At 65.3% G+C, this 26,981-nt stretch carries 23 protein-coding genes; 8 read left to right on the forward strand and 15 right to left on the reverse strand.

Annotated elements, in window-relative coordinates:
• The first annotated feature begins 16 nt into the window (after positions 1-16).
• The 6 genes from ACYUME_RS17610 (at position 17) to ACYUME_RS17635 (ending at position 8,437) form a co-directional block, all read left to right on the forward strand.
• Positions 17-2,164 (forward strand): type VI secretion system Vgr family protein, encoded by a 2,148-nt coding sequence (locus ACYUME_RS17610; RefSeq protein WP_460416042.1) that lies wholly within the window; start codon positions 17-19, stop codon positions 2,162-2,164.
• Entirely contained in the window at positions 2,164-3,036 is an 873-nt protein-coding gene (locus ACYUME_RS17615) for a DUF4123 domain-containing protein (protein ID WP_460416043.1), read from the forward strand. Before ACYUME_RS17610 ends, ACYUME_RS17615 begins: the two co-directional genes overlap by 1 nt.
• A gap of 9 nt (positions 3,037-3,045) precedes the next feature.
• The gene (locus tag ACYUME_RS17620; RefSeq protein ID WP_460416044.1) at positions 3,046-5,724 is read left to right on the forward strand and encodes a T6SS effector BTH_I2691 family protein; all 2,679 of its coding nucleotides are present in this window, start codon (positions 3,046-3,048) and stop codon (positions 5,722-5,724) included.
• Complete coding sequence (locus ACYUME_RS17625; RefSeq protein WP_460416046.1) at positions 5,724-6,863, forward strand: DUF6708 domain-containing protein; 1,140 nt, start codon at positions 5,724-5,726, stop codon at positions 6,861-6,863. Before ACYUME_RS17620 ends, ACYUME_RS17625 begins: the two co-directional genes overlap by 1 nt.
• A 210-nt stretch (positions 6,864-7,073) precedes the next feature.
• Complete coding sequence (locus tag ACYUME_RS17630) at positions 7,074-8,183, forward strand: DUF6708 domain-containing protein (RefSeq protein WP_460416047.1); 1,110 nt, start codon at positions 7,074-7,076, stop codon at positions 8,181-8,183.
• The gene (locus tag ACYUME_RS17635; RefSeq protein WP_279886659.1) at positions 8,180-8,437 is read left to right on the forward strand and encodes a PAAR domain-containing protein; all 258 of its coding nucleotides are present in this window, start codon (positions 8,180-8,182) and stop codon (positions 8,435-8,437) included. The genes ACYUME_RS17630 and ACYUME_RS17635 overlap by 4 nt, the downstream gene beginning before the upstream one ends.
• A gap of 21 nt (positions 8,438-8,458) precedes the next feature.
• On the opposite strand, the gene ACYUME_RS17640 is transcribed toward ACYUME_RS17635, so the two are convergent.
• The gene (locus ACYUME_RS17640; protein WP_460416049.1) at positions 8,459-9,373 is read right to left on the reverse strand and encodes a LysR family transcriptional regulator; all 915 of its coding nucleotides are present in this window, start codon (positions 9,371-9,373) and stop codon (positions 8,459-8,461) included.
• A 221-nt stretch (positions 9,374-9,594) separates the two neighbouring features.
• Here ACYUME_RS17640 and lysA point away from each other — a divergent pair, with 221 nt between their 5' ends.
• Positions 9,595-10,824: a diaminopimelate decarboxylase gene (gene lysA / locus ACYUME_RS17645; protein WP_460416051.1), complete on the forward strand. Its 1,230-nt coding sequence runs from the start codon at positions 9,595-9,597 to the stop codon at positions 10,822-10,824.
• A 110-nt stretch (positions 10,825-10,934) separates the two neighbouring features.
• Here lysA and ACYUME_RS17650 read toward each other — a convergent pair whose 3' ends face one another.
• The 11 genes from ACYUME_RS17650 to ACYUME_RS17700 form a co-directional block, all read right to left on the reverse strand.
• Positions 10,935-11,633 carry a response regulator gene (locus ACYUME_RS17650; RefSeq protein ID WP_460416053.1) on the reverse strand — a complete coding sequence of 233 codons (699 nt, stop codon included), beginning with the start codon at positions 11,631-11,633 and terminating at the stop codon, positions 10,935-10,937.
• Positions 11,630-14,284, reverse strand: a complete 2,655-nt coding sequence (locus ACYUME_RS17655; RefSeq protein ID WP_460416055.1) for a DUF4118 domain-containing protein — start codon at positions 14,282-14,284, stop codon at positions 11,630-11,632. The genes ACYUME_RS17650 and ACYUME_RS17655 overlap by 4 nt, the downstream gene beginning before the upstream one ends.
• Positions 14,285-14,464: 180 nt before the next feature.
• Positions 14,465-15,028: a potassium-transporting ATPase subunit KdpC gene (gene kdpC / locus ACYUME_RS17660; RefSeq protein ID WP_460416057.1), complete on the reverse strand. Its 564-nt coding sequence runs from the start codon at positions 15,026-15,028 to the stop codon at positions 14,465-14,467.
• A gap of 13 nt (positions 15,029-15,041) precedes the next feature.
• Positions 15,042-17,096 carry a potassium-transporting ATPase subunit KdpB gene (kdpB, locus tag ACYUME_RS17665; protein ID WP_460416059.1) on the reverse strand — a complete coding sequence of 685 codons (2,055 nt, stop codon included), beginning with the start codon at positions 17,094-17,096 and terminating at the stop codon, positions 15,042-15,044.
• 10 nt (positions 17,097-17,106) lie between these two features.
• Positions 17,107-18,801, reverse strand: coding sequence for a potassium-transporting ATPase subunit KdpA (kdpA, locus tag ACYUME_RS17670; protein WP_460416060.1), 1,695 nt, complete (start codon positions 18,799-18,801; stop codon positions 17,107-17,109).
• Positions 18,802-18,810: 9 nt separating this feature from the next.
• Entirely contained in the window at positions 18,811-18,900 is a 90-nt protein-coding gene (gene kdpF / locus ACYUME_RS17675) for a K(+)-transporting ATPase subunit F (protein ID WP_279886681.1), read from the reverse strand.
• A gap of 238 nt (positions 18,901-19,138) precedes the next feature.
• Positions 19,139-20,191, reverse strand: coding sequence for an AI-2E family transporter (locus tag ACYUME_RS17680; protein WP_279886683.1), 1,053 nt, complete (start codon positions 20,189-20,191; stop codon positions 19,139-19,141).
• A gap of 12 nt (positions 20,192-20,203) precedes the next feature.
• On the reverse strand, positions 20,204-20,998 hold the full coding sequence (locus tag ACYUME_RS17685; protein WP_460416062.1) for a DUF4892 domain-containing protein: 795 nt from the start codon (positions 20,996-20,998) through the stop codon (positions 20,204-20,206).
• Positions 20,999-21,100: 102 nt separating this feature from the next.
• Positions 21,101-21,955, reverse strand: a complete 855-nt coding sequence (locus ACYUME_RS17690; RefSeq protein WP_460416064.1) for an alpha/beta hydrolase — start codon at positions 21,953-21,955, stop codon at positions 21,101-21,103.
• The gene (locus tag ACYUME_RS17695) at positions 21,952-22,740 is read right to left on the reverse strand and encodes an alpha/beta fold hydrolase (protein ID WP_460416066.1); all 789 of its coding nucleotides are present in this window, start codon (positions 22,738-22,740) and stop codon (positions 21,952-21,954) included. Before ACYUME_RS17695 ends, ACYUME_RS17690 begins: the two co-directional genes overlap by 4 nt.
• A gap of 93 nt (positions 22,741-22,833) precedes the next feature.
• Positions 22,834-23,184 carry a hypothetical protein gene (locus ACYUME_RS17700; protein WP_460416067.1) on the reverse strand — a complete coding sequence of 117 codons (351 nt, stop codon included), beginning with the start codon at positions 23,182-23,184 and terminating at the stop codon, positions 22,834-22,836.
• Positions 23,185-23,381: 197 nt separating this feature from the next.
• Here ACYUME_RS17700 and ACYUME_RS17705 point away from each other — a divergent pair, with 197 nt between their 5' ends.
• Positions 23,382-24,797 (forward strand): hypothetical protein, encoded by a 1,416-nt coding sequence (locus tag ACYUME_RS17705; protein ID WP_460416069.1) that lies wholly within the window; start codon positions 23,382-23,384, stop codon positions 24,795-24,797.
• A gap of 195 nt (positions 24,798-24,992) precedes the next feature.
• On the opposite strand, the gene sixA is transcribed toward ACYUME_RS17705, so the two are convergent.
• The 3 genes from sixA to ACYUME_RS17720 are packed head-to-tail and all read right to left on the reverse strand — an operon-like array spanning position 24,993 to position 26,834.
• Positions 24,993-25,451, reverse strand: coding sequence for a phosphohistidine phosphatase SixA (gene sixA, locus ACYUME_RS17710; RefSeq protein ID WP_460416071.1), 459 nt, complete (start codon positions 25,449-25,451; stop codon positions 24,993-24,995).
• Positions 25,448-25,795, reverse strand: coding sequence for a DUF4389 domain-containing protein (locus ACYUME_RS17715; protein ID WP_460416073.1), 348 nt, complete (start codon positions 25,793-25,795; stop codon positions 25,448-25,450). The genes sixA and ACYUME_RS17715 overlap by 4 nt, the downstream gene beginning before the upstream one ends.
• Before the next feature lie 13 nt (positions 25,796-25,808).
• Complete coding sequence (locus ACYUME_RS17720) at positions 25,809-26,834, reverse strand: NAD(P)H-dependent glycerol-3-phosphate dehydrogenase (RefSeq protein ID WP_460416075.1); 1,026 nt, start codon at positions 26,832-26,834, stop codon at positions 25,809-25,811.
• Positions 26,835-26,981 lie beyond the last annotated feature (147 nt).

A 26,981-nucleotide genomic window follows, 5' to 3' on the forward strand; every position in this document is an offset into this window, starting at 1 on the left:
CGCACGGAGTGCTCCCATGCCCGGCCAATCCGACCTGCGCTACACCTTCCAGCCCCTGGTGGGCCGCGCCGCATTCGAAGTGGTGTCGTTCAAGCTCGAAGAAGCGCTGAGCACGCCCTTCCAGTTGCACCTGGAACTCGTCAGCCACCAGGACGACATCGATTTCGGCCAACTGCTCGACCAGCCCGTGCTCTTCACCCTCTGGCGCGGCCAGCGCCCGCTGCGCCATGTCCACGGCCTGGTCAGCCGCTTCAGCCAGGGCGACAGCGGCTTTCACCGCACCCGCTACCACGCCCTGGTCGAACCGCAGCTGGCCCGCGCCGCCCTGCGCTCGAACTGGCGCATCTTCCAGCACAAGAGCGTGCCGCAGATCCTCGAACTCATGCTCGCCCGCCAGGGCATCGTGCAGTTCGAACTGGGCACCAGCTTCGACCACCAGGTCCGTGAGTTCTGCGTCCAGGCCGGCGAGACCGACCTCGCCTTCATCGCCCGCCTCGCCGCCGAGGAAGGCTTCGTCTACCGCTTCGAGCACAGCGAAAAACACCACAAGCTGCTGATCAGCGACCGCCTGCTGGGCTTTGGCCTGATCGCGCGGGGCGACGACGATCAAGACCTCGCCCCGCACACCGTGCTGTACCACGCCAACGGCGGCGGCGACCAACCGCGCCCGTGCCTGCGCCGCCTGCGCTACAGCGAGCAGGTGCGCAGCACCCGCCAGGTGCAGCGCGACTACACCTTCACCAACCCCGCCTACCGCCAGGAGCACACCGCCGTCAGCCACGAGGTGCCGCCCGGGGCCAACGAGTACGAGCGCTTCGACTACCCCGGCCGCTACAAGCGCGACGTGGTCGGCAAGCCGTTCACCGCGACCCGCCTCGCCACCCTGCGCCACGACGCGCGCATCGCCGAGGTCGAGGGCGACGACCCGCGTCTGCAGCCCGGCCTGAGCTTCACCCTGGTCGGCCACCCGCGGGCCGACCTCAATGTGCATTGGCGGGTGGCCACGATCCGCCACGAGGGCAGCCAGTTCACCAGCCTGCAGGAAGACGCCGCCGACGCCAGCCGTGGCAGCCACTACGTGCAGCACGCGCAACTGGTGCCCGGCATGGCCGAGTGGCGCCCCGAGCCACTGCCCAAGCCGTGCATCGACGGCCCGCACATGGCCACCGTGGTCGGCCCGCCCGGCGAGGAGATCTATTGCGACCAGTGGGGCCGGGTCAAGGTCAGCTTCCCCTGGGACCGGGAAAGCCGCGACAACGAATTCAGCTCCTGCTGGGTGCGCGTTTCCCAAGGCTGGGCCGGCGGCAGCTGGGGCGCGATGGCCATTCCACGGATCGGCCAGGACGTGGTCATCCAGTACGTCAACGCCGACCCCGACCAGCCGATGATCACCGGGCGCACCTACTGCGGCAACCAGTTGCCGCCGTACGACCTGCCCGAGCACAAGACGCGCATGACCATCAAGAGCCAGACCCACAAGGGCGATGGCTTCAACGAGTTGAGGTTCGAGGATGAGCTGGGGCGCCAGGAGGTGTTCATCCATGCCGAGCGGGACCAGAACAATGTGGTCAAGCACGATGAGACCACGCGCATCGGCAACGACCGCACGGAGCGGGTCGAACGCGATGAAACGATCTCGATAGGCCAGGATCGCCGAGAAGACGTCGGCCGCGACGAGACGCTCGCCATCGGCCAGGACAGGACACACGAGATTGCCAACGACGACAACCTCGTCATTGGCCGGACCCATACCATCACCACCGGCCAGGATCGGATCGAGCAGGTCGGCAACCACCGCCGGGACACGACCAAGGCCAATCACACGGTCGACATCGGCGGCCACCTGGAGCAGACCGTCGCCGGTTGCAGCGCACTGCAGACCGGCGAGGCCATACGCCACACCACCAAGGTCTACGACATCCAGGTGAGCGAGAGCCTCACCATCAGAAGCCCGGCCGGCCTGCTGCGCATCGATGCCGCCGGCCTCACCCTGGATGGCGTTGCCCTCGCCTTCAAGGGCCCGGTCAGCCAGCAACCCATGGCGAGCAGCCACACCCTGTCGACCGCGGGGGTACCGGAGCCTGGCGAGCCCATCTGCCTCAGTTGCCTGCTCAAGGCCATTGCCGAGGGCAGCAATGTGATCCGCATGGAGGGCACGTACTGATGTCCAACCCATTCATCGATGCGCTGGTCGGCGAACTGAGGGCCTCAGCGCGCTATCGCCTCAGCGCCATCGTCGAGATGGCCCACCTTTCGTCGGCGGCACGCGACAAGTTCGCGCAGTACTACGCGCAGCGCTGCTGGCCGCTGCTGCAACAGCCCGCGTTCGCCGCGCTGCAAGCCGCAGGCCCTTGGTTGGTGGGCGCTCGGCCAGGCAGCGACGTACGCGCTCAATATGATTTCATGGGGGCGCTGGAATACAACGCGCCGAATGCCGTCTGCGGCTGGATCATCAGCCCCCTGCCACCCGAGCAGCTGGCACGGCACCTGAGCCAGGCCAACATCGTGACGGGGGCGGACGGCCACAGCTATCTGCTGCGCTATCACACCACCGCCAGCCTGCAGCTCCTGGATAGCCGCCGCGACCTGCCCGGAGTCAGTCAATGGCTCTCGCCGATCCACCGTTGGTGGGTGCCCATGGCCAACCCGGACAAGAAGCTCTGGCTGCAGATCAGCGGCGATGGGCAGCCAACCTCGCCCCAGGTGCCGCCCATCACCCTCGATGAGGCGTTCTGGACGGCCTTGGCGGGCGATCCGCTGAGCCATCGGCTGGCGCAAATGCTCGATGGCCACCCGCCTCTGGCAGGGCACTGCCACGGTACTCGGCTAGGCCTGGTGCAGCATTACCTGGAGCAGGCTCGCAGCCAGGGCCTGAGCCGAGAAGAAGATCTCGTCACCTTCGTGCTGCTGATGTCCGGCAACGCCGAACAACTGCGGCAGACGCCCGCCTGGCACGACGCACTGGCCGCGACCCGCGCCCAGCAAACCACCCTTTCCGACAACCTGCAGGCCTGCCTGCACCGCTCGCCTGGTTGAGTGCCGCCCATGACCTCACTTCTCGACACCCTCGAACTGTGCCGGACGATCAACGCCGGCTACAAACCCGCCCTGCGCAACAGCCCCGTGGCCGACTGCACCCGTCGCTTCGAACTGCTGCCCCTGCGCTACGCCGCCGTGGGCGGCGCCACCGCCCAGCGCGAGCGACTGCCCAAGCTGCCCGGGCACCTCAGCCCATTCCAGGAGATCGCTGCGCTCGAGCATTCGAGCTACGCCATCCGCCCACTGCGCGAAGGGTTTCTGTACCTGCTGATCAAGCGCCAGCGGGCCGAGGCCTACGAGTGGCACAGCCAGTACCGCGTCGCCGCCAACGGTTCGCTGCAGTACATCAGCGCCGACTCGCCCTGGGAGCCCGCGCCCAGCGCGGCCACGCTCGACGACATGATCCGCGGCTTCGGCTGGGCCATCACCCTGTACGACCTGGACGATCTCCAGGAGCTGCGCCCACTGTTCAGCCCCACCCCGCTCACCCCGCGCATGCTCGACAACTACCGCCTGCTCGACGACGAATACCGCAGCAGCCTGCCGGCCATCGACATCCAGCGCTTCATCCAACCCGCCGATGCCCCGCCCCAACCCCATGTGCTCAAGCACGACCAACTGGACTGGGTCGCCGACTTCCGCGCGCGGTACGACCCGCAACTGCAGGCATTGCTCGACCAGCAGCCGTTCAACAGTGCCCAGATCGTCTCGTTCCAGGCCACGTACCAGGCCCTCGCGCCGCGCTCGGGCCAGAGCAAGCCGCGCGGCGCCGCCATCGTGATCGAGGATGCCCTGGGCATCACCCAGGAACTCAACGCCTGGCGCAACGCGGCCATCGACGATGTACGCACGCAATGGTTGCAGCGCACGGTGGAGCCCGGCGTGGACAACGAGCGCAAGCTGCTGGTGGCGCAGTCGTTCCTGGAAGTGGAGACGCTCTACCCGCAGATGGTCGCCGAACGCACCGTCAAGCGCGAGGTCATGGCCGAGACCGTGCGTAGCCAATCGCCCATGCATGCGGAGTTCTATGGCTTTACCGCGCACGCCAGGCAGATGCAGGACGCCCACGATGCCCGGCTCAAACCGCACCTGGAGCAGTTCGAACGCAACGCCCGGGCCAAGGCCGAGGCCCGTCTGCAGGCCGGCGAGTTCAAGGCCAAGTTCGACGAGAAATACGGCCAGCTGGTCGACCGCAAGGCCATGCACGCCCAGCTCGAAGCCTTCGAGCAGACCATGCAGCAGGCGCGACAGGCAGCGCAGGAGCGGGCGCAAGACCATGTCTGCTGGCTGACCAGCGAACGCCTGCTGCAAGCCCTGGACCGCTACGACAATGCCGACCTGAGCCATGGCCTGGCCTTCGCCGAACAGACCGGCCTGTGCGTGATCGGCATGGAGCTCGCCCCGTCCGGCGCGCGCCTGCTGGAGCGTTGGTGGCGCGGCAATCCCCACGAACGGGGCAACCTCGCGGTGCGCGGCGTCACCTTCAATCAGGACGACCTGCGTGAAGAGCTGGTGGCCCTGCGCGAAGCCGCCAAGGCCATGCCGCCAGAACCCTCGACGCTGGTCTTGCCCGAGGCCCTCGCCCGCCAGGCCCATGTCGCGGCGAATGCCTTCGCGCGCATCAATACCCTCCACGAACAGCTGCAAAGCCAGAATGCCAAGGCCAGCGTCGGCCTGTATGGCTGGTTCGCCCTTCTCGGGCAAGAGGTGTTGCGCACCGCTGCCCCCAACAGCGTGGATCACGCGTTGCACCATGGTCTGCGCCTGACGCTGCTGGCCTCCGTTCATCACAGCGCCGTCGAAGTTCGCCTGGCTGAAACCGCGCACAGTGACAAGCCATCGAACCCACGGCGCGTCGCCGGCCAGGTAAGCCGCTATCTCGACCAGGCCTGGGCCGAAGGGCTGATGCAGGCGAGCGATTCGCACAACGACTTCTACAAAGTCCGCGCGGCGGCGGTCATCTGCCTGCTGGAAGGCATGCTGATGGCGTTCAAGGCACGGCAATTGCCCGATAGCGATGCCCGCTTCAAGACCGAACTGCTGGCCTCGGCCATGACCACCGCCGCCGCAGGATTCGAGATTGGCGCCAGCTATGTGGAGCAGGTGGTGACACGCTTTGGCGCAAACAGTGTGACCGGTAAAGGGGCTGCGATAGCGCTTGGCAGGTTGAAGCTCTGGGGCGCGGGGATGGCTGGGATGGGAGGGTTTGTGTTGGCGTGGTGGGATTTAGTTGATGGTGCTCATTTTATCCATGAGGCAGGTATTAAAAAAACATCCACCGCCATATCTAAATCAGAAATTCTAGCGTCAGCCTATTTCATAAGAGCAGCAGCCACCACTTGTCTATCACTGGCAGAGCTTGGAAGCGCAATCGCAGCTGCAAAGCCCTTCTTCGACTACCTCGCGCAAAGAAACAACAGCAGACTAACAACATTACTAGGAAGATCTCTAAGCACGCTCGCAGCAAAACTTGGAACCAATGGTGCCCGCCTGTTGTTATCTCGTCTGATTTTAGGCGCATTTTGGATCGGGGCGGCCATCTCCATAATGATACTCATACTCGAAGATGACGCTCTGGAAAAATGGTGCAAGCATAGCATCTATAGACTTAACAAAGACATCAAGCCTTATACAGAACACACAGAACTAAGAAGTTTATATTCAGCCTTCAGCGAGGTGATCTAATGTACCTACTTGAATGGGGGTTCTGGAAAATGAGCATCGAAACGGAAGATGAGCGCAAAGCCACCGATACTGCGCGAACATCTACCGAACGAAAAGCTGACAAAAATTTCTACGAGAGCGAATTACAAGAAGAGCTCCATTTCAACCCCGTAAGCGAGACCCCTAAAATCCGCGGACCAGTTTATTCGTTCAATGATTCGAGCATGGACATACGTTGTGGCGGCTCCGAAGAAAAGCGTGGAATCATAACACTAATGACCCTCGGCTCACTAATCCCCCTGAGCTATTTTTGGATAAAAATCACAGCCGGATTTATCCATATAAATATATCGCGCCTCCCCGACTACAAAATACTAACCATAGCCCTCACCATCTTAGTAGCCTTCTCTGGCCTAGGGTTAATCTACCTATATTTAAAGCATGGATTCCAAATCACTCGGTTGGAGCTCCTAACCAGCCGCCACCTTCTTGTTCGGTTCAATCGCAAGACTCAACAAGTCCATCTGCATCGCCCTAGCTACTGCGGCGGCATCGTGACCTTCCCCTGGCGATCTACCGGCAGCACCGCTATCCATCCAGAAGATGATGCGTTAAGCCTCGGCATGAGGCTCGCATTGGTATGGCATCCAATCCGAACGGGCCTTCCTCATCTGGAGTTCGCTTTTCTCGGCAAGCAAGGCCAAGGCGGCAGCGAATTGCGTGACGAATGGGAATTCATCCGTCGCTACATGGAAGAAGGCCCCGACGCGGTCCCTCGCCCACGCCTGAGTACCCAGCTCCCCTCGCCGATCCAGGCCTTCAGTGCCCAGTTCGAAGGCCTGGGCCGTTTCTTCCGTCACAGCGGCTGGCCGCTGAAGGTAGCCCTGCTGCTGATCTGGCCCGCCTTCGTCATCATCGGCACCGCCCACTGGGTCAGCCTGATGCTGTGCTGGCGGCCGCGCTGGCCGAAGATCATCCGCGAGGCCGGCAGGCCCGGCAAACCCATACCGCCCGTGACCACCCTGGCCGACTATCCCCCGCAGATCCAGGAGCGCCTGCTGGCCAATGCCGATCGCTGGCAGCTCAAACCCGGCAAGCGCCCACAACGCAAACCCCGTAAGCCGCGTACGACGAAGGCTAGACAAGGAACCTCCGAATGAAACCCACCCTTCTTGTCGGCCACGAACACAACGGCTCAATACCTCCTAAAGCCAAGGTCGTCAGGTGACACGCTATCTCGGCCAGGCCTGGGCCGAAGACCTGATGCAGGCGAGCGATTCGCACAACGATTTCTACAACGTCCGCGCGGCGGTTTACTCAGCATTCAGCGAGATCATGTGATGTATTTACTCGAGCGGGGCGTTTGGGGCATGAGCATAGAGACGACTGCGGAACGCAAAGCCACCGATGCGGCGCGAACCCCAGCCGAGAAACGCGCAGACAAGGATCTTTACGCAGATGAGTTGGCAGCAGATATACACTTCAAGTCGGTCAGCTGCTCACCTAAAATGCGCGGACCTATTTTTTCCTTCAATGATACTTTCATGGAGTTACGCTGCGGCGGCTCAGAAGAAAAGCGTGGAATCATAACACTCATGACAATAGGCGGACTCTTCCCATTCGCCTACACGAGCATACTGACCAGCCCAAGCAACCTATACTTAGAAATAAGCCAAATACCCAACCAAACCCTCATCTCAAATTTATTAACACTCCTAATTCTAGCACTTGATCTAGCGGTACTTTATCTCTACGCAAAATACGGCCTACATTTTACTCGCTTGGAAATGTTAACCAGCCGCCATCTGCTCATTCGTTTCAATCGAAAGACTCAACAAGTCCATCTGCATCGCCCTAGCTACTGCGGCGGCATCGTGACCTTCCCCTGGCGATCTACCGGCAGCACCGCTATCCACCCGGAAGATGATGCGTTAAGCCTCGGCATGAGGCTCGCATTGGTATGGCATCCAATCCGAACGGGCCTTCCTCATCTGGAGTTCGCCTTTCTCGGCAAGCAAGGCCAAGGCGGCAGTGAATTGCGTGACGAATGGGAGTTCATCCGCCGCTACATGGAAGAAGGCCCCGACGCGGTCCCACGCCCACGCCTGAGCACCCAACTCCCTTCGCCCATCCAGGCCTTCAGTGCCCAGTTCGAAGGCCTGGGCCGTTTCTTCCGTCACAGCGGCTGGCCACTGAAGGTAGCCCTGCTGCTGATCTGGCCCGCCTTCGTCATCATCGGCACCGCCCACTGGGTCAGCCTGATGCTGTGCTGGCGACCGCGCTGGCCGAAGATCATCCGCGAGGCCGGCAGGCCCGGCAAACCCATACCGCCCGTGACCACCCTGGCCGACTATCCCCCGCAGATCCAGGAGCGCCTGCTGGCCAATGCCGATCGCTGGCAGCTCAAACCCGGCAAGCGCCCGCAACGCAAACCCCGTAAACCACGCGCGACACGCGCACAACAGGAGTCCACACCATGAAACCCATCGTTCTTGTCGGCCATAAGCACCATTGCCCGGTGCATGGCGAAGGTGAGGTGATTTCGGGTCACTCGGCCACGCTGGTCAATGGCCGGGCGGTCGCCTGTGTCGGTGACCGTATCAGCTGTGGGGCAGTCATCGAGACCGGCTCGGCGAGCCACAGCATCGAAGGCCGAGCGGTGGCACGCCTGGGTGATACCACCAGCCATGGCGGCACGCTGACAGAGGGTGACGCCGGCTGGCTGGTCGATTGAACCAGGCTGCTCGCGGGTCATTCAGCGCCTCGTCGCCAGCGCCTCCTCCATCTCCCGCGCCTGCCCGCGCAGCGCTTCGCAGAACGGCTCCAGCACCGCCGACGCCGGTCGCAGCTCCGGTCGGATCAGCATCACCTGATACGGCACCGAAAGGCTCAACCGGCGAATCGGCAAGCCGCCCTGCCCGGCCTCCAGCCCGCTCAGCGGGTTGATGATCGCCACGCCCAGCCCTTGCCGGACCATCGCGCACACCGAGGCCGCGCTGGTGGTCTCGATGATCGTGCGCCGGTTCACCCCGGCCTCGCGAAAGTGCTGGTCGAGCTGTTGCCGGTAGCGGTCCAGGCTGGCCAGGTTGATGAAGTCGATCTCGTGGAAATCGCGCAGTTCGAGCACCGACTTGGCCTGCAACGGATGCCCCTCGGGCAGCACGCAGACCATATCGGCACTGAATAGCGGCTCGCCGACCGCGCCGCGCGGCACCTGCCCGGTTTCGGTCAGGCCCAGATCATGCTGCTGGGCGACCAGCGACTCTTCCAGCAGTGGCGACTCCTGGGCAGTGATGCTCACGCTCACGCCCGGGTGCTGCTGGTGGAAACGCTTGCAGGCCCTGGGCAGCAAAGTTTGCGAGAACAGCGGCAGGCAGGTGATGGCCAGCCGGCCCTGCTCGAAGTTGCGCACGGCCTGGGCGAAGCGGTCGATGCGTTCCAGGCCGATGAACGCGCGCTCGACTTCCTCGATCAGCAGCAGCGCCTGGGCGGTCGGGACCAGGCGCCCGCCTTCGCGCTCGAACAGATGCAGGCCGGTGACCTGCTCCATGCGCGCCAGCTCGCGGCTGACGGTGGGCTGCGAGGTGAACAGCAGGCGGGCCGCGCCGGTGACGCTGCCGGCAGCCATGATGGCGCGGAACACTTCGATATGGCGGATGGAGAGTTTCAATGTTGTATCCAGGCCTATGGGTGAATCTGTGGGAGCGGGCTTGCCCCGCGATGCGGGCACCACGCAGGCTGGCACCGGCTCTGCCAGTGATCGCGGGGCAAGCCCGCTCCCACGAAAACCAACGATGCATATCAGATATGAATCACCTATAAAAAAATAGCTATTTTTCTGGATCGACCAACTCACTCAAGATCGCTGCATCCATTACAAGGAACAGCACCATGACCACCACCCTCCTGGCCCAGGCCGTCCGCCAGCACGGCTCCCCGCTGTGGGCCTACGACGCGCGGACCATCCACCAGCGCATCGACCAACTCCAGCAGCACTTCGACACGGTGCGCTTCGCCCAGAAGGCCAACCCCAACCTGCACGTCCTGCGCCTGATGCGCGAACGCGGCCTGGTGCTCGACGCCGTGTCGCTGGGCGAGATGGAGCGGGCCTTCGCGGCCGGGGCGACGGTGGACGGTGACCCGGCCGGCGTGGTGCTGACCTGCGACGTGCTCGACCAGCCGACCCTGGCCCGAGTGGTCGAGACGAAGATCGAAGTGAACGCCGGCTCCATCGACATGCTCCGCCAACTGGGCGAGCACTCCCTCGGGCACCGGGTGTGGCTGCGCATCAACCCGGGCTTCGGCCACGGCCACAGCCGCAAGACCAACACCGGTGGCGAGAACAGCAAGCACGGCATCTGGCACGAGCAATTGCCCGAGGCGCTGGCCTGTGTGAGGGAGCACGGATTGCACCTGGTGGGCGTGCACATGCACATCGGCTCGGGGGTGGACTACGCGCACCTGGAACAGGTGGCCGGCGCCATGGTCGGGCTGATCGGCAAGCTGGGCATGGATATCGAAGCCTTCTCCATCGGCGGTGGGCTGTCCACGCCGTACCGCAGCGACGACCAGCCGGTGGACCTGCAACGCTACGCCCGCACCTGGGCGGTGGCGCGGGCGGAGATCGAAGCCATGCTCGGCCACCCCGTGCGCATGGAGATCGAGCCGGGACGCTTCCTGGTAGCGGAGTCGGGGTGCCTGGTGGCCGAGGTGCGCGCCGTCAAGCAGATGGGCGACCGGCACTACATCCTGGTCGATGCCGGCTTCAACGACCTGATGCGTCCGGCGATGTACGGTGCCTACCACCGCATGAGCCTGTTCGATGCGGTAGGCCGGCCAGTGAGCCGCCCGCTGCAACCGACCGTGGTGGCCGGGCCGCTGTGCGAGTCGGGGGATGTGTTCACCCAGAACGACGAGGAACTGACCCCGCAGCAACTGCCGGAGGCCAAGGTGGGCGATCTGCTGGTGATCCACGATGCGGGGGCTTACGGGGCTTCGATGTCGTCGAACTACAACAGCCGCCCTTTGCTGCCTGAGTTTCTGATCGAGAACGACAGCTTGCGCATGATCCGTCGGCGCCAGACCGTGCAGGAGCTTTTGGCACTGGAGCTGGGTGTATAAGGCTTGTGGGAGCGGGCTTGCCCCGCGATTCGGCTACCTCGCGGCATGGCACCGGCTACGCCGGTGTTCGCGGGTAAACCCGCTCCCACAAGGGCGACGCCAACCTGCGATCACAGCATCGCAGGTGCCACCAACCGATAGCCCACACCCGCCTCGGTGACGATGAACCGTGGCGCCGTGGGGTCATCGCCCAGCTTCTGCCGCAGATGCCCCACCACGATGCGCAGGTAATGGGTATCGTCCACATGGGTCGGCCCCCAGATATCCTTGAGCAGTTGCTGCTGGGTGATCACCCGCCCCGGATGCCCGGCCAGCTGCGCCAGCAACGCGTACTCCTTGCGCGTCAGCGCCACCTCGACGCCCTCCAGGGTCACCTTGCGAAAGGCGAAATCCACCACCAGCGGCCCGAAGCTCGCCGCCGAGGACAGGCTGGTGCCTTGCGGCGCCTGGCGCAGCAAGGCACGCACCCGGGCAAGAAACTCCTGGATGCCGAACGGCTTGGTCACGTAGTCGTTGGCGCCGCCATCCAGCGCATCGACCTTCTGCACCTCGCTGGCGCGCACCGACAGCACCATCACCGGCACCGCGCTCCACTCGCGCAGTTCGCGCAGCACCTGCTGGCCGTCCATGTCCGGAAGGCCCAGGTCGAGCACCACCAGATCAGGCTTGTTCAGGGCTGCCTGGGTCAGACCTTCGCCACCTGTCGCGGCTTCGATCACCTTGTAGCCCTGGGACACCAGGCTGATGCGCAGGAACTTGCGAATCTGCGGCTCGTCGTCGATGACCAGCAGGGTGGCAGCTTGACTCATGAGGCTTCACTTTCATTTTCAGGTTGAGTAGGCAGTGGCAAGCATAGAGTGATGCAGGTGCCGTGGCCATCGATGCCGTCGCCGACCAGGATGCGTCCGCCATGGGCGCCGATCATGCCCTGACAGATCGCCAGGCCCAGGCCGGTGCCCTGCCCGCCTCGATCGCCACGGGCGGCGGTGTAGAACATGTCGAAGATCTTCTCGCGCTCGTCCTCGGGAATGCCGGGGCCTTCGTCGGCGACGGCGAAGCACAGCTGCTCGTCGCGCACCGAGACCTGCAGCTCCAGGCGCCCCTGCGCTGGAGAGAAACGGGCGGCGTTCTCCAGCACGTTGATCAGCGCCTGCTCGATCAGCGCCGCGTGCACGAACAGCAGCGGTAGTTCAGGCGGCACTTCGGTGTGCACGCGCAAAGGTGCCAGCACCACGCGCAGGCGATTGAGGGCGCTGCCGACGATATCGGCCGGGGCCACCCAGTCGCGAGCCAGCTTGAGCGTGCCGTGGCCCAGACGGGTCATGTCCAGCAGGTTCTGGATGTAGCGGTCCAGGCGCTCGGCTTCATTGCGGGTGCCTTCGAGCAGTTCGCGGCGGTCATCCGGCGGGATGGCGTCGCCCAGGGCCAGCAGGCTGTCGATGCTGCCGCGCATGGAGGTCAACGGGGTGCGCAGGTCGTGGGACACCGAGGCGAGCAAGGCGCTGCGCAGTTGCTCGGTTTCCCCGTGCAGGCGCGCGGCTTCCAGTTGCTCACCCAGGCGGGCGCGGGCCAGGGCCTGGGCCAGGGGCTGGGCGATCGCCATCAGCAGGCGGCGGCGCTGCGCGGTCAACGGCTCGCCGTCGCGCGGGCGCACGCCAAGCAGGGCCAGCGGCTGGTCCTCCACCGCCAGCGGCCACCACCACCAACGGCCATGGGGCAAGGTGTCGCTGCCAAAGCCTGCAGCCTGGCCGTGCTGCCAGGCCCACTCGGCAGCGGCGCGTTCGTTGTCGGTGAACGCGTGTGCGCCGCCGCTGGCGATCTGCAGCAAGCCATCGCCACTGCGCTCCATCATGCACACCTGCACATCCTGCCAGCCGTCCATATGCTGGCCGGCGGCGCTGAACACGGCCTGGCGGTCGGTGGCCACGGTCAGGCGCCGCGACAGGTCGAGCAGCTGGTTGGTTTGCGCCTGGGTCTCGCGCAGGGCCTGCAGCTGACGGCGCTGGCGGGCGGCAAGATTGCCGGTGAGCGCGGCCATCAGCAGGAAGAACACCAGGGTCAGCACATCCTCTTCACGCTGGATGGCGAAGGAGAAGTTCGGCGGGATGAACAGAAAGTCGTAGGTCAGGAACGACAGCGCCGCGCAGGCCAGCGCCGGGCCCAGGCTGCTGCGCACCGCCACCAGCAGCACGGCGGCAAGGAACACCAGGGAGATGTTGGGCAGCGCCAGCATGCTCGACACCGCCCAGGCCAGGCCGGTGGCCAGCACGGTGGCGAACAGCGCCAGCAGGTAGTGACGCCATACCCACACGCGCTTGACCGCCGCCCGCGCCGGTTGCGGCTGGGCGTCGCGGTCGAGCACGTTGATCTCCAGGCCATGGCTCTCGCGCAGCAAACGCGCGGCGACGCCGGCACCGAAGAAGCGCCGACGCAGCAGGTCGCGAGACTGGCCCACCAGCACTAGGCTGGCGCGGCGTTCGCTGGCGTGCTGGATCAGCGTGCGGGCAACCTCCCCCGCTTTGAGCAGCACCACTTCGCCGCCAAGGCGCTCGGCCAGTTGCTGGGCGGACTGCAGCCGATGGCGGGCGACCTCGTCGCGCAGCCGGCCATTGTCGACATGCACCACGCTCCACGGCAGGTGGCGGCGCTGAGCGACGCGGCTGGCGTGGCGCACCAGGCGCTCGGCCTGGTCGTCGCCGTCGATGCCCACCAACAGACGACCGCGCAGGGCCGGGGCTTCCTGACCGCGCTGGCGGTAGCCGCTGGCCAGGTCCGCATCGACCTGGGCGGCGGCGGTCTGCATGGCCAGTTCGCGCAGGGCGGTGAGGTTGGTCTGGGAGAAATAGGCCTCGATGGCCGCCCGCGCCTGCTCGGGCACGTAGACCTTGCCCTCGCGCAGGCGCTCGAGCAGCTCGCGCGGCGGCAGGTCGATCAATACCAGCTCGAAGGCCTCCTGCAACACCCAGTCGGGCAGGGTCTCGCGCACCTGCACGCCGGTGATGTCGCGGACCTTGTCGTTGAGGCTTTCCAGGTGCTGGACGTTGACCGTGGTGTACACGTCGATGCCGGCGGCGAGCAGCTCCTGCACGTCCTGCCAGCGCTTGGCGTGGCGGCTGCCGGGGGCGTTGGTATGGGCCAGTTCGTCGACCAGCACCAGCGGCGGCGCGGCCTTGAGCAGGCCGTCGAGGTCCATTTCCTCGAGCATCACGCCACGGTATTCGCTGCGCAGCAGGGGTTGCTGGGTCAGGCCGCCGAGCAGGGCTTCGGTCTCGGCGCGGCCGTGGGTCTCGACCACCCCGGCCACCACGCGCACGCCCTGGCGCTGCTGGGCGTGGGCGGCCTGCAGCATGGAAAAGGTCTTGCCGACCCCGGGCGCGGCGCCGAGAAATACCTTGAGCCTGCCCCGTCCTTCCCGGGGCAGACCCGCCAACAGCGCGTCGGCGCGGGCGGAGTCACTCATGTTTGGTCCTTAATCAGGTGCAATTATCAGCAACCGCGCGGTTTCTGTAGGAGCGGCCTTGCCGAGGCGTCGGACCGGTCGGAAAGGGCCGCAAAGCGGCCCCGGCGATCTTTGTATCAACACTTAAACCCTGGGGCCGCTGCGCAGCCCTTTCGCGACACAAGGGCGCTCCTACAGGGGTTAGTGCGCGGCGAGCGGCGCCAGGTGCTCAAGCGCCTGGTTCAGCGCCAGCACATTCACCACGGGTGGCCCGACCAGTGGACGCAGGGTGGCCTCATTCACCAGCGCTTGCAAGCGCTCCACCGGCACCTGCCGCGCCGCCGCCACGCGCGGCAGCTGGTAGGCGATCGCCTCGGGTGGCAGGTGCGGGTCCAGCCCGCTGCCCGAGGTGGTCAGCAGCGCCTGGGGCACCGGCCCCTGCTGCGCCTGGTACTGCGCGGCGGCATCGCCCTTGACCCGCTCGGCCAGCGCCGGATTGCTCGGCGCCAGGTTGCTCGCGCCACTGGCCACGGTGGCATAGGCCGCCGCCGAGGGGCGCGACTGGAACCAGGCATCACCCTTGAATTCCTGGGCGATCAGCGCCGAGCCGCGCACCTCGCCACGGTCATCGCGCACCAGGCTGCCGTTGGCCTGGTCAGGGAAGGCGACCTGGGCGATACCGGTCACCGCCAGGGGGTACAGCGCGCCGGTGACCACGGTCATCAGCAGGACCAGGCTCAAGGCCGGGCGTACATAGGCACTCATGTCATTCACTCCTTCAAACCAGGTGCAGCGCGTTGAGCAGCATGTCGATCAGCTTGATCCCGGCGAACGGCACGATGATGCCGCCCACCCCGTAGATCAGCAGGTTGCGCCGCAGCAGGTGGGCGGCGCTGGCGGCCTGCACCCGCACCCCGCGCAGGGCCAGAGGGATCAGCACGATGATGATCAGCGCGTTGAACACGATGGCCGAGAGAATCGCGCTCTGCGGGCTGGCCAGGTGCATCAGGTTGAGCACGCCCAGCTGTGGGTAGATGGCGGCGAACAGCGCCGGCAGGATGGCGAAGTACTTGGCCACGTCGTTGGCGATGGAGAAGGTGGTCAGCGCGCCGCGGGTGACCAGCAGCTCCTTGCCCACCTGCACCACGTCCAGCAGCTTGGTCGGGTCGCTGTCCAGGTCGACCATGTTGGCGGCCTCGCGGGCGGCCTGGGTGCCGTCGTTCATGGCCATGCCAACGTCGGCCTGGGCCAGCGCGGGGGCGTCGTTGGCGCCGTCGCCGCACATGGCGACCAGGCGGCCGTCGTTCTGCTCCTGGCGGATGCGCGCCAGCTTCTTCTCTGGGGTGGCTTCGGCGAGCACGTCGTCCACGCCGGCCTCGGCGGCGATGGCGGCGGCGGTCAGCGGATTATCGCCGGTGACCATCACGGTACGGATGCCGAGCTTGCGCAGTTCGGCGAAGCGCTCGCGGATACCGGGCTTGACCACGTCCTTGAGGTGGATCACGCCGAGCAGGTGCTTGTCGACGCACACCAGCAGCGGGGTGCCGCCACTCTGGGCGATGCGCTCCACTTCACGGGCCAGGGCGCTGGGCAGCTCCAGGCGTTGCATGCCGCAGAAGGCCAGCACCGCGTCGACGGCGCCCTTGCGGTAACGGCGCTGCTGGTAGTCGATGCCCGACAAGCGGGTCTCGGCGCTGAAGGCGATGGCCGCGTACTGGTCGGCCGACGGCTCGTCGAAGTCGTGCAACTGGCGCAGGTACTCGACGATCGACTTGCCTTCGGCGGTGTCATCGGCCAGCGAGGCGAGCAAGGCGCCCTCCCCCAGCTCCTTGGCGGTCACGCCAGAGGCGGCGTGCAAAGCGCTGCAGCGGCGGTTGCCGAAGGTGATGGTGCCGGTCTTGTCGAGCATCAGGGTATGCACGTCGCCGGCTGCTTCGACGGCGCGACCGGAGCGGGCGATCACGTTCAGGCGCACCAGGCGATCCATGCCGGCGATGCCGATGGCCGACAGCAGGCCACCGATGGTGGTGGGGATCAAGGTCACCAGCAGCGCGGCGAGAAAGATCAGCGGCAGCTCGCCACCGGCGAAGCGGGCGAACGGCTGCAGGGTCACCACCACGATCAGGAAGATCAGGGTCAGGCCGATCAGCAGGATGTCCAGGGCGATCTCGTTGGGGGTCTTCTGGCGCTTGGCGCCTTCGACCAGGGCGATCATGCGGTCCAGGGTCGACTCGCCCGGGTTGCTGGTGATGCGGATCAGCAGCCAGTCGGAGACCAGCCGGGTGTTGCCGGTGACGGCCGAGCGGTCGCCGCCGGATTCACGGATCACCGGAGCGGACTCACCGGTGATCGCCGACTCGTTGACCGCGGCGATGCCTTCGAGCACCTCGCCGTCGCCGGGGATCATCTCGCCGGCCACGACGCGCACCACATCGTCCTTGCGCAGCTGGGTGGCGGCGACGGTCTCGAAGCTGCCGTCGCTTTTGCGGCGCTTGGCGCTCAGGCCCTGGCTGCCGGCCTTGAGGCTGTCGGCGCGGGCCTTGCCGCGGCCTTCGGCCAGGGCTTCGGCGAAGTTGGCGAACAGCACGGTGAACCACAACCAGACGGCGATCTGCACCGCCACGCCGGTGCTCACGCCACTGCCGGGCACGAAGCACAGCACGGTGGTGAGCACGGCGGTGAGGGCAACCACCAGCATCACCGGGGCACGCTTGAGCTGACGCGGGTCGAGTTTGACGAAAGCCTGTACCAACGCAGGGCGCCACAACGCGCTGAAGCGAGTCTGGTCCTTGGCGCCTTGGCGCGCTTTCACTTCGGGAAGGGGCATGTTCATTGTGTATTCCTCAGAAACCCAGGCTCAGGTGTTCGGCGATCGGCCCAAGGGCCAGGGTCGGCAGGAAGGTCAGGCCACCGACCAGCAGAATGGTCACCAGCAGCAACGTGGTGAACAGCGGGCCATGGGTGGGGAAGCTGTTGATCCCTTGCGGCGCGCTCTTCTTCGCCGCCAGGCTGCCGGCCAGGGCCAGTACCGGGAGGATGTAGCCGAAGCGACCGATGAGCATGGCCAGGCCGATCATCACGTTGTGGAACACCGTGTTGGCACCGAAACCGGCGAAGGCCGAACCGTTGTTGGCGGTGCCGGAGGTGTAGGCGTACAGCAGCTGGCTGAAGCCGTGGGCTCCGGGGTTGGTGACCGCGCCGGCCGGCCCTGGCAGGCTGGCGGCGATGGCGCCGAGGATCAGCACGCCCACCGGCATCACCAGCAGGCTTGCCACCAGCAGTTGCACTTCACGGGCCTGCAGCTTCTTGCCCAGGTACTCAGGGGTGCGGCCGATCATCAGGCCAGCGAGGAACACGGCGATCAGCACGAACAGCAGCATGCCGTAGAGGCCGGCGCCGACGCCGCCGAAGATCACCTCGCCAAGCATCATGTTGACCATCGCCACCATGCCGGTAATCGGATTGAGGCTGTCGTGCATGGCGTTGACCGAACCGTTGGAGGCGGAGGTGGTGGTCACCGTCCACAGCACGGAACCGGTGGTGCCGAAGCGGCTCTCCTTGCCTTCCAGCGGCGCGGCCTGCTGCACCTGGGCGCTTTCCAGGGCCGGGTTGGGCTGATGCTCCGACCACAGCGCGGTGCTGCCGCCGATCAGGAACAGCGCCAGCATGCAGGCGATGATCGCGCGGCTCTGGCGCAGGTCTTTCACGTAATGGCCGAAGGTGAACACCAGGGCCACCGGGATCAGGATGATCGAGGCTACCTCGAACAGGTTGCTCCAGGCCGTGGGGTTCTCGAACGGGTGCGCCGAGTTGACGCCGAAGAAGCCGCCGCCGTTGGTGCCCAGCTGCTTGATGGCGATCTGGCTGGCGGCCGGGCCCAGCGGGATGGTCTGGTCGGTGCCTTGCAGGGTCACGGCGTGAACGTAGTCGGCAAAAGTCTGCGGCACGCCCTGCCAGACCAGCAGCAGCGCCAGCACCAGGCACAGCGGCAGCAGGCCATAGAGGGTGGCGCGGGTCAGGTCGACCCAGAAGTTGCCCAGGGTGCTGGCCGAGCGACGGGCAATGCCCCGGCACAGGGCAACCAGCACGGCAAGGCCGGTGGCGGCGCTGACGAAGTTCTGCACGGTCAGGCCGATCATCTGGCTCAGGTAGCTGACCGAGGCTTCACCGCTGTAGGCCTGCCAGTTGGTGTTGGTCATGAAGCTGACCGCGGTGTTGAACGCCAGCGACCATTCCTGGCCCGGTAGGTGCTGCGGGTTGAGCGGCAGGCTGCCCTGCAGTTGCAGGACGCCGAACACCATCAAGAAACCGACCAGGTTGAAGGCCAGCAGGGCCAGGGTGTACTGCTTCCAGCTCTGCTCCTGGTCGGCGCGCACGCCGGCCACGCGATAGCAGCCCCGCTCCACCGGGCCGAGGATCGGCGACAGCCAGGTGCGCTGGCCTTCCATCACCTTGTAGTAGAAGCGCCCGAGCCAGGGCGCCGGCAGCAGCACGATGGCGAAGAACGCCAGCAGCAGCAGGTAATCGTAACTGTGCATGGTCGCCCCTTAGCCGCGATCGGCGCGCAGCAGCGCCACCAGCAGGTAAACCGCCAACGCCACCGCCAATAGCAGTGACAGCCCGTCGAGCATGTGCATGAGTGAATCTCCCCTTGGTGCGGCGTGAAGGCCGCTTGGGGGAAATTGTCCGAGGGCGGGGCGTAAAGGGGCGAGATCGGGGGCGAGGTCAGGGCATAAAGAAAGCGTAAAGATCAAATACACCGGATCGCTTCACGGGCCCATTCGCGGGTAAACCCGCTCCCACAGGTGCTGCGCCAAGCTCAAGGGCTGTGCTGTACCTGTGGGAGCGGGTTTACCCGCGAAGAGGCCCGCAAGGTCAAGATTGCGGCGTGTGCTGCGCCGAATTGCGGCTCCAGTCCAGCAGCAGGCTATACCCGACCGCCAGCAGGGTCGGCCCGATGAACAGGCCGATGAAGCCGAAGGCGATCAAGCCACCGAACACGCCGAGCAGCACGATCACCAGCGGCAGGTTGCCGCCCCGGCTGATCAGGTACGGCTTGAGCACGTTGTCCACGCCGCTGATGACGAAAGTACCCCAGATGCCGAGGAACACCGCCATGCCGTAGTCGCCCTTCGACACCAGCCAGGCGGTGGCCGGTATCCAGGCCAGCGGCGGGCCCATGGGGATCAGGCTGAGCATGAAGGTCACCAGGCCGAGCACGATGGCACCCGGAACGCCGGCGATCAGGAAGCCGATCAGCGCCAGAAGCGCCTGCGCCGCCGCGGTGCCGATCACGCCGTTGACCACCCGCTGCACGGTCCCGGCCACCAGGTCGATGTAATAATCCGCGCGCTCGCCCACCAGACGGTGCAGCAAGCGATGGACGAAGGCCGCCAGGCGTGGCCCGTCACGGTAGAAGAAGAACACGAACACCAGGCTCAGGGTGAGTTCGAGCACCCCGCTGCCGATCTGCGCGCTGCGCGCCAGCAGCCAGTTGCCGACCTGACCCAGATAGGGCTTGGCCGACGCCAGCAACGCGGCGCCCTGCTGGTCGAGCGACTCCCACCAGCCGACCAGGCGCTCGCCGACGAAGGGAATACCGGCCACCCAGGTCGGCGCGTCAGGCAGGCCATCGACCTGCACGTCACGAATGAAGGTGGTGGCATCACGGACATGGTCGGCGAGGTTGAACCCCAGCCACACCAGCGGCAGCGCCACGATCAGGATCCAGGCGGTGGTCAGCAGACTGGCGGCGAGGGTTTCACGCCCGCCCAGCACCCGCGTCAGCAGGCGCATCAGCGGCCAGCTGGCGAAGGCCAGGATGGCGCCCCAGAGCAGCGCCGAGATGAAGGGCGCCATCACCCACAGCGCGGCGCCCAGCAGCGCCAGCAGCAGAATCTGGATCAACAGGCGATCATTATTGGCCATGCTGGCCCTCGTTCAACGAATCAGTTCCAGGTGCAGGCCGTCGGTCGGCGCGCTGCCCACTTCCAGCCGGCTACCGCGCACGCCGGCCTTGACCAGCTGTTCGCGCCAGGCTTCGGCGCCCTCGCCGCTCAGGCTTGCGCGCAGGGTGCTGTCGAGGTTGAGGCTGCGGGCCAGCAAGGTCGCCCAGGTGGCCTGGGGTTCGCCCAGATCAGGGTAGTCGAGCTTGCCGGTGTCGCGCAGCTCGCGCAGCACCGTGGCGGCGGTCGGCAGCAGCTCGCCCAGCGGGCTGGCGGCGACGAACTCTTCCACATGCAGGTAGGCGCGGCGGTTGCCACGGGTCACGCTGTACAGCGCGACCAGGGTGTCGGCCTCCTCGGCGGAGCGGCGCAACAGGATGAACGCCTGCTGTTCGTCGCCACCGTTGAGACGGGCATTGGCGAAGACATCGTTGGCCCACAGGCTGGCTTCACCGCAGTCGCGCCCCTGGCACCAGAACAGTGGGTAGCCGCCGTCCTGCTGCAATGCCTCGCGGGCACTGGTGAAGGCTTCGCGGGCGCTGCGTTCGACGGGCAATTCATAGGTGACGGAGCTGACCTGGCCGCGGCTCTCGACCTTGTCTTCGACGCGCAGGCGACCGCTGATCTTGCGCAGCGGGCCCATGGGATAGATGCGCTCCTGTTCCACGGCGGGACGCTGGTCGACGACCTTGGCATCGACCGGAACCGGCAGGTCGCCGGCCCACAACAGCGGGCTGGCAAAGGCAAGGCAGGCAGTGATGGCGATACGTGCGTGAACGGATGCGCTCATCGGCAGCCCTCTTGGCTGCGGGGCTGAGTGATGTGGATGTCTGGCATAGGCATGGTGGTCTCCCTTTCAAGCCGCCAAGCCTCGACACTTGCTCGGCGCAAGTCAAGGAATGCCAAGGAAGCGATTGAAACAGTCTGCAACAAGGGCCGCGCCCTGATCGTCGTTCAAGTGCAGGTGATGCCCGCCGGGCAGCACTGTCTGCTCGAAGGGTAGCTGCTCCAGCAGTTCCGTGTGGCGGGCGAGCATGCCATCCGCCGCGACCACCAGGCAGGTCGGGCAGGCGATGCGCTGGACGAACGCCATGGATTGGGCCTGGCTCAAGCGGGTCGGCGATGGCAGCGTCAGGCGGCTGTCGCTGCGCCAGCTGTAGCCACCCGGCACCGGCATCAGGCCGCGCTGGGCCAGCAGCTCGGCGGCCTCGCGGCTGACTGCGACCATGCCTTTCATGCGCGCTTCGACGCCCTCCTCCAGGGTCGCGTACACCGACTTGCGCTTGCCCTCCAGGCGCAGCTGCGCCTGCAGCGCCATGCCCAGGCGCTCGGCGGCGTTCTGTTCTGCGCTCGTCGACGGGATCACCCCATCGATCAGCGCCAGGTGGCTGACCCGCTCGGGCAAGGCCCCGGCCAACTGCACGGAAATGATCGCCCCCAGCGAGTGGCCAAGCAGGCCGAATCGCTGCCAGCCCAGTTGTTCGGCGACGCGCAGCACGTCATGGGCATAGTCGGCCAGCGTATAGCCGGCCCCGACCGGGCGATGCTCCGAGTAGCCGTGCCCGGCCAGGTCCAGGGCGACGATACGCAGCCCCCGTAATAAAGGCGCCAGGCGCGCGAAGCTGTTGGCGTTGTCGAGCCAGCCATGCAGGGCGATCACCGGCAGGCCGTCTGCGGGACCGAACAGGTGCGCGGCCAGCTCGATATGGCCGAGCGCCAGGCGGATTTCCTCGACCTGGGCGCTCATGCCTGACTCCAGCGATCGAACAGGCCCTTGATCAGGCTGGCGGTGTCGCTGGGCCGCTCCAGCGGGAACATGTGGCCGCCCGGCAGACTGTGGTACTCGCCCCTGGACATGCCACGCAGCGCCAGGGCGTGATGCTTGCGGATCACCCGGCTCTGCGCGCCGCGCACCATCGCCAGCGGCACCTGCAGCTGGCGCGGGCTGGCCGGGCTGACGTGGGGGATACTGCGGTAGATGCTGATCTCCGTGGCCGGATCGAAGCGCAGGCGCAGGCCCGTCTCGTCCTGCTCCAGGCCATGCTCCAGGTAGGCCTCCAGGCATTCCGGGTCGAAGTGGCGGAACAATGTCTTGCCGGCGAAGTAACGACGGGCGCTGTCGCGGTCGGGGAACGCCTCGCGCCGGCCCAGGGTGCGCCCGGCCGGCGTGATGCGGTCGATGAAGCCCAGGCGCTTGGCGGCCTGGATCAGCCACTCGTCGACCCGGGTCAGCACCGGCGAGTCGAGCATCACCACGCCACGGTACAGCTCGGGCCGCCGCAGGGCCGCGTGCAGGTGCAGCACACCGCCCAGCGAATGGCCGACACCCCAGACCGGCGCGGCCTCCTGTTCGAGGTGATGCAACAGTTCGTCCACCAGGTTCTGCCAGTTGTCGTTCACCGGAAAACGCGGGTCGTGGGCATGCTGGGCCAGGTGCCGGACCTCATAGTCCGGCGCCAGCGCCGCGAACAGCTTGCCGTAGGTGGCCGAGGGGAAGCCATTGGCGTGGGCGAAGAAGATCTGCTGCGACATGGCCGCCTGCTCTGCACGGAAAGGATGGCCCATTGTCGGCAAGGCACGCGGTGGCGGCAACGTTCGGATAGGTCATCGCCAAGGGTGATCAGGTCATCGGCTGTGGTCGAAGCTGCGCATCGAGCGGCGCAGGCAGGCGTGCAGATAAGCCATCCGGTACTCCAGGGCCTGGCGGGCAAGGACTTTGTCCTCGGCGTCCAGATCGAGCCGGCGCAACATCAGGCAGCTGGCCTGCAGCGCATGGGCCATGCCGATGCCCGCCTGGCGCAGCGACTCCAGGTCGGCCCGTCCCTCGAGCTTGCGCAGCAACTGATCCAGACGGTCGTCGGCGCAGTCCTGCAGCAGGAGGTACTCGGCCAGATCCGGCACACCGTCCCCCCGCAGCTTGTCCAACTGCGCTTGCGGGTTGGCCGAGCGCACCAGCTCAAGACGTCGACTGCTCATGTGAATATCCCTGTTTTCGGTGGTCCGTGGGTTGAGCGCACGGTACCGATGGGGTCTGGGCCGGACAACTGGCAGAAATACCAGCCACCCTGCATCCAGGTCGGCTTGGGCCAGTGTCCGGCCTGGCATTTTTGCCAGGTGTCAAACCCGCTGAATTGCGAAAAACTCCTGGCACGCCCCCACTGATTGAGTCCGCCATGGCTACCTTACTGAACCTCCAGACTTCTGAAGCGATACTCGACCCTATCAATGCGACCGATGGGGCTACCGTCAGCGTGACGTACCCGGAAATGCAGTCCGATCACCGGATCGCGGTGAACTGGGGCACGCTATACACCTCCGAGTCCAAGTACGGCAGCAACGCAGGTCCCATCACGTTCGACATTCCAACCCGTGTGGTGGCGGCCAGCCTGCGCCAGACCTTGCCTGTCTCCTATTCGGTAGTCCGTCCAGGCCAGGAAGCGCAGCAATCGAAGCCGCTCGATCTAAAGGTGCGGGCACTCGACATCGAGCACTTGCCAAGACCCCGAGTCCCGCAAGCCAGCGCCGGCATGCTCGATCTCGGTACATTCACTGGCAATGCCAGCGTCCAGCTAGAGCCTTGGCCGCTGATCGCCGTTGGGCAACGCTACTGGATCAGGGCCAGTGGCACGCGAGAAAATGGCACACCACACCAGATCACCATCGCTTTCAATCAAGCGGTGACGCAGGGGGAAATCAACAATGGGGTCGAGGTGACGTTGCCGAGAACTGAGCTTGAGCAGCTGCGGCATGCAAGCACACTGACCATTGCGGCCAAAGTGGCGTTCGATGGAGAACCGCTTGAAGACGCAGCGCAAGCACTTCCTGAGTTGGTATTGGATATATCGGAAATGCGGCGCTTCCCCGCACCTACAGTGCCAGAGGCGCCCAACGGTGTAATCACCAATCCTGAGCGCCCCGTCACATTGCTCATACCCGCCGCTGCACGTTTACGAGCAGGAGAACACGTAAGCGGAGTACTGGGCACGCGACGTACCGATCCAGTTATTGTCCCAGTCTCCAATGCCGCGCTCCAGATCACCGTCCCGCTAGGCTTACTCGAACGCGCTGAGGGTACTGGCACGCAGATGTGGCACTACGAGGTCCAGGAGAGCAGCGGTACCCCATCTGCGCCCGTACAAATAACCGTACTGGCGACAACCCCGTTATCCGAAAACTTTAACAGTGGTGCCCCACAATGGCTAAACCCAGGCAATATTGCGACGTTTCCGGCACTTCGAGTAAGAAATGATGCCGGTCCCGCCATTCAGATCGCACAAAACAGTGACCATCCGCCACTGCAAGGTATCATTATAGCGTTCCGCAACGTCAGTGTTATGTCTCTATTACTCAGGCGTAATGTTCGGTCTGTTCAATTTGATCTGATCAACTATCTTGAACAGGTGCATATGGTCGAGTTTTTCGACACCACGGAAAGTACGATGCCATTCGCGAGCGCGCCAATCAGTGCATCTCGCAGGCAACGTTTCTCCTATTTCAGTCCTGGGCCTGCAATTCGCCGTATAAGGTTCACTGGCATTTCGTCGAAGACTAGTATTTGGCTCGATAACTTTACGTTCTCAGCAAGCTAAGACAAAAAGGATAAAACGGGAAAAACCGGGGGAAAAACCGGGGAAAAACCGGACGGGAAAAACCGGGACAGATCTATTTTCCTGACTCTAATTTCGATCCGCCCGGCCTACTTCACTCGATGCGTTTGCGTTGACGCGCGCGACCTCGCCCACGCTCCGACTGCTGCCCACTACCTGCAGGAGCGCAGCAGCAAATCACCCCGGAGCGTGAAGTGCGCGCATGGTCATCAAACCTGCCAGCGGCCAATCCCCTTCCAGCTCCGCCAGGTAGGCGGTGCTCATCGGCACGGGCTGCTGGAGATGACCATGTTCCAGCATGCCCACCAACGCCCCCACCAACGGCTGGTGGCTGACCAGCAGCACATGCTCCAGTCCCAATCGCTCGATTTCCCCGATGACCTGCTGCACGTCGCTTTCCGGCGTCAACCACGGCACCGTACGCACCGGCTCGGCAAACCCCAGCACCCCATGCACCAGCGCTGCCGTCTGCTGCGCTCGCACATAGGGGCTGGCGATGATCGCCTGCAACGGCTGGCCCAACAGCCGGGCGGCGCTGTGCAGCACCTGCTCGCGGCCATGGGCGGTCAGGCGCCGCTCGGCGTCGGTATTGGCGCGCGGCTCGGCCTCGCCGTGGCGCAGCACCCAGAGCTTCACAGCTTGGGCTCCTCGTCACGTACCGGATGCGGCGCAGGCGCGACCGCGTGCGGGGTTTCGCCTTCCGGCGCGCGCGCGGTCGGCCAGTCGGCGAACGGCCAGGGTTTCTGGTCCGTGTGGAAGGTGCCGAAACGACCGATCTGCGCCAGGTACTGGCTGAGGCTGTCGCCGAAATTCATCAGGCTGGCGCTGGGCGCGCCATAGATCAGCCGGTAGATCAGCTGCACCAGTACCAGGCCGCCAAGCAGCAGTTCGGCCAATTGCCAGGCCACCAGGAACACCACCATCCACAGCACCCGCAGGATGATCGACTCGCGCGCGGCGCGCTCGGGGGTATCGTTCATAAGTCGCTCCTTCTCAGTTGAAACCGCTGGTGGAAATGAAATCGACATCGGTCTTGGGTTCGGCGCGCATCAGGTGCTCGATGACCTGGTTGAGCGTGCGCCCCTCGAACAGGATCGCATGCAGGCCGGCCACCAGCGGCATGTACACGCCCACCTCCTGGGCCTTGGCCTTGAGTACCTTGAGCGTGTTGACCCCTTCGGCCACTTCGCCCAGGCGGCTGACGGCCTGTTCGAGGCTCAGGCCCTGGCCCAGGGCATGACCGACCTGGTAGTTGCGGCTCTTGGGCGAGGAGCAGGTGACGATCAGGTCGCCGACCCCGGCCAGGCCCAGGAAGGTCATGGGGTTGGCGCCCTGGCTCACGGCGAAACGGGTCATCTCGGCCAGGGCGCGGGTGATCAGCATGCTCTTGGTGTTCTCGCCCATGCCCAACGCCACGGCCATGCCAGCGATGATCGCGTAGACGTTCTTCAGCGCGCCGCCCAGTTCGACGCCAAAGCGGTCGGCACTGGCATAGACGCGGAAGGTGCGGCCATGCAGCACGGCCTGCACCTGCTGGCACAGCGCCTCGTCCTCGCTGGCGACCACGGTGGCGGTCAGCGCGTGCTCGGCGATCTCGCGCGCCAGGTTCGGCCCCGACAGCACGCCGATGCGTGCCTGGGGGGCGATCTCTTCGAGGATCTGGCTCATCAACTTGAACGTGTGTGCCTCGATGCCCTTGGTCAAGCTGACTAGGCCCTTGTCGCGCAGCAGCTCGGCGTGGGGCGCCAGCACGCTGCGCAGGGCGCTGGAGGGCAAGGCGACGAAGATCAGCGCGCTGCCCTGCAACGTGGCGAGCAGGTCGTTGACCGGCTCGACGCCGTCATGCAGGCGAATGCCCTTGAGGTAGCGCGGGTTCTCGCGGTTGACGCGCATCGCCTCGGCCTGGGCCGGATCGCGCATCCACTGCCGTACAGGGTGGCCGTTCTGCGCCAGCAGGTTCGCCACGGCGGTGCCGAAGCTGCCGCCTCCAAGAACTGCAACAGGTTGCTGTTCAGTCATATCCAATCCGTTAACCAATAAAGTAAGTGGCGACTGGCGCATTATACGGGGCACATGCGACAGAACCAGTGGCAGTGCCGGCCCTTTCGCGGGCGACCCCACCCCCACAAGGGTACCGGTCGAATTCGGTGATCCGGGTCACTGGCA

Source organism: Pseudomonas sp. microsymbiont 2, assembly GCF_054788395.1.

Coding starts and splice junctions, on each gene's coding strand:
- ACYUME_RS17610 (WP_460416042.1), top strand. CDS start 17: ATGCCCGGCCAATCCGACCTGCGCTACACCTTCCAGCCCCTGGTGGGC.
- ACYUME_RS17615 (WP_460416043.1), top strand. CDS start 2,164: ATGTCCAACCCATTCATCGATGCGCTGGTCGGCGAACTGAGGGCCTCA.
- ACYUME_RS17620 (WP_460416044.1), top strand. CDS start 3,046: ATGACCTCACTTCTCGACACCCTCGAACTGTGCCGGACGATCAACGCC.
- ACYUME_RS17625 (WP_460416046.1), top strand. CDS start 5,724: ATGTACCTACTTGAATGGGGGTTCTGGAAAATGAGCATCGAAACGGAA.
- ACYUME_RS17630 (WP_460416047.1), top strand. CDS start 7,074: ATGAGCATAGAGACGACTGCGGAACGCAAAGCCACCGATGCGGCGCGA.
- ACYUME_RS17635 (WP_279886659.1), top strand. CDS start 8,180: ATGAAACCCATCGTTCTTGTCGGCCATAAGCACCATTGCCCGGTGCAT.
- lysA (WP_460416051.1), top strand. CDS start 9,595: ATGACCACCACCCTCCTGGCCCAGGCCGTCCGCCAGCACGGCTCCCCG.
- ACYUME_RS17650 (WP_460416053.1), bottom strand. CDS start 11,633: ATGAGTCAAGCTGCCACCCTGCTGGTCATCGACGACGAGCCGCAGATT.
- ACYUME_RS17655 (WP_460416055.1), bottom strand. CDS start 14,284: ATGAGTGACTCCGCCCGCGCCGACGCGCTGTTGGCGGGTCTGCCCCGG.
- kdpC (WP_460416057.1), bottom strand. CDS start 15,028: ATGAGTGCCTATGTACGCCCGGCCTTGAGCCTGGTCCTGCTGATGACC.
- kdpB (WP_460416059.1), bottom strand. CDS start 17,096: ATGAACATGCCCCTTCCCGAAGTGAAAGCGCGCCAAGGCGCCAAGGAC.
- kdpA (WP_460416060.1), bottom strand. CDS start 18,801: ATGCACAGTTACGATTACCTGCTGCTGCTGGCGTTCTTCGCCATCGTG.
- kdpF (WP_279886681.1), bottom strand. CDS start 18,900: ATGCACATGCTCGACGGGCTGTCACTGCTATTGGCGGTGGCGTTGGCG.
- ACYUME_RS17680 (WP_279886683.1), bottom strand. CDS start 20,191: ATGGCCAATAATGATCGCCTGTTGATCCAGATTCTGCTGCTGGCGCTG.
- ACYUME_RS17685 (WP_460416062.1), bottom strand. CDS start 20,998: ATGAGCGCATCCGTTCACGCACGTATCGCCATCACTGCCTGCCTTGCC.
- ACYUME_RS17690 (WP_460416064.1), bottom strand. CDS start 21,955: ATGAGCGCCCAGGTCGAGGAAATCCGCCTGGCGCTCGGCCATATCGAG.
- ACYUME_RS17695 (WP_460416066.1), bottom strand. CDS start 22,740: ATGTCGCAGCAGATCTTCTTCGCCCACGCCAATGGCTTCCCCTCGGCC.
- ACYUME_RS17700 (WP_460416067.1), bottom strand. CDS start 23,184: ATGAGCAGTCGACGTCTTGAGCTGGTGCGCTCGGCCAACCCGCAAGCG.
- ACYUME_RS17705 (WP_460416069.1), top strand. CDS start 23,382: ATGGCTACCTTACTGAACCTCCAGACTTCTGAAGCGATACTCGACCCT.
- ACYUME_RS17715 (WP_460416073.1), bottom strand. CDS start 25,795: ATGAACGATACCCCCGAGCGCGCCGCGCGCGAGTCGATCATCCTGCGG.
- ACYUME_RS17720 (WP_460416075.1), bottom strand. CDS start 26,834: ATGACTGAACAGCAACCTGTTGCAGTTCTTGGAGGCGGCAGCTTCGGC.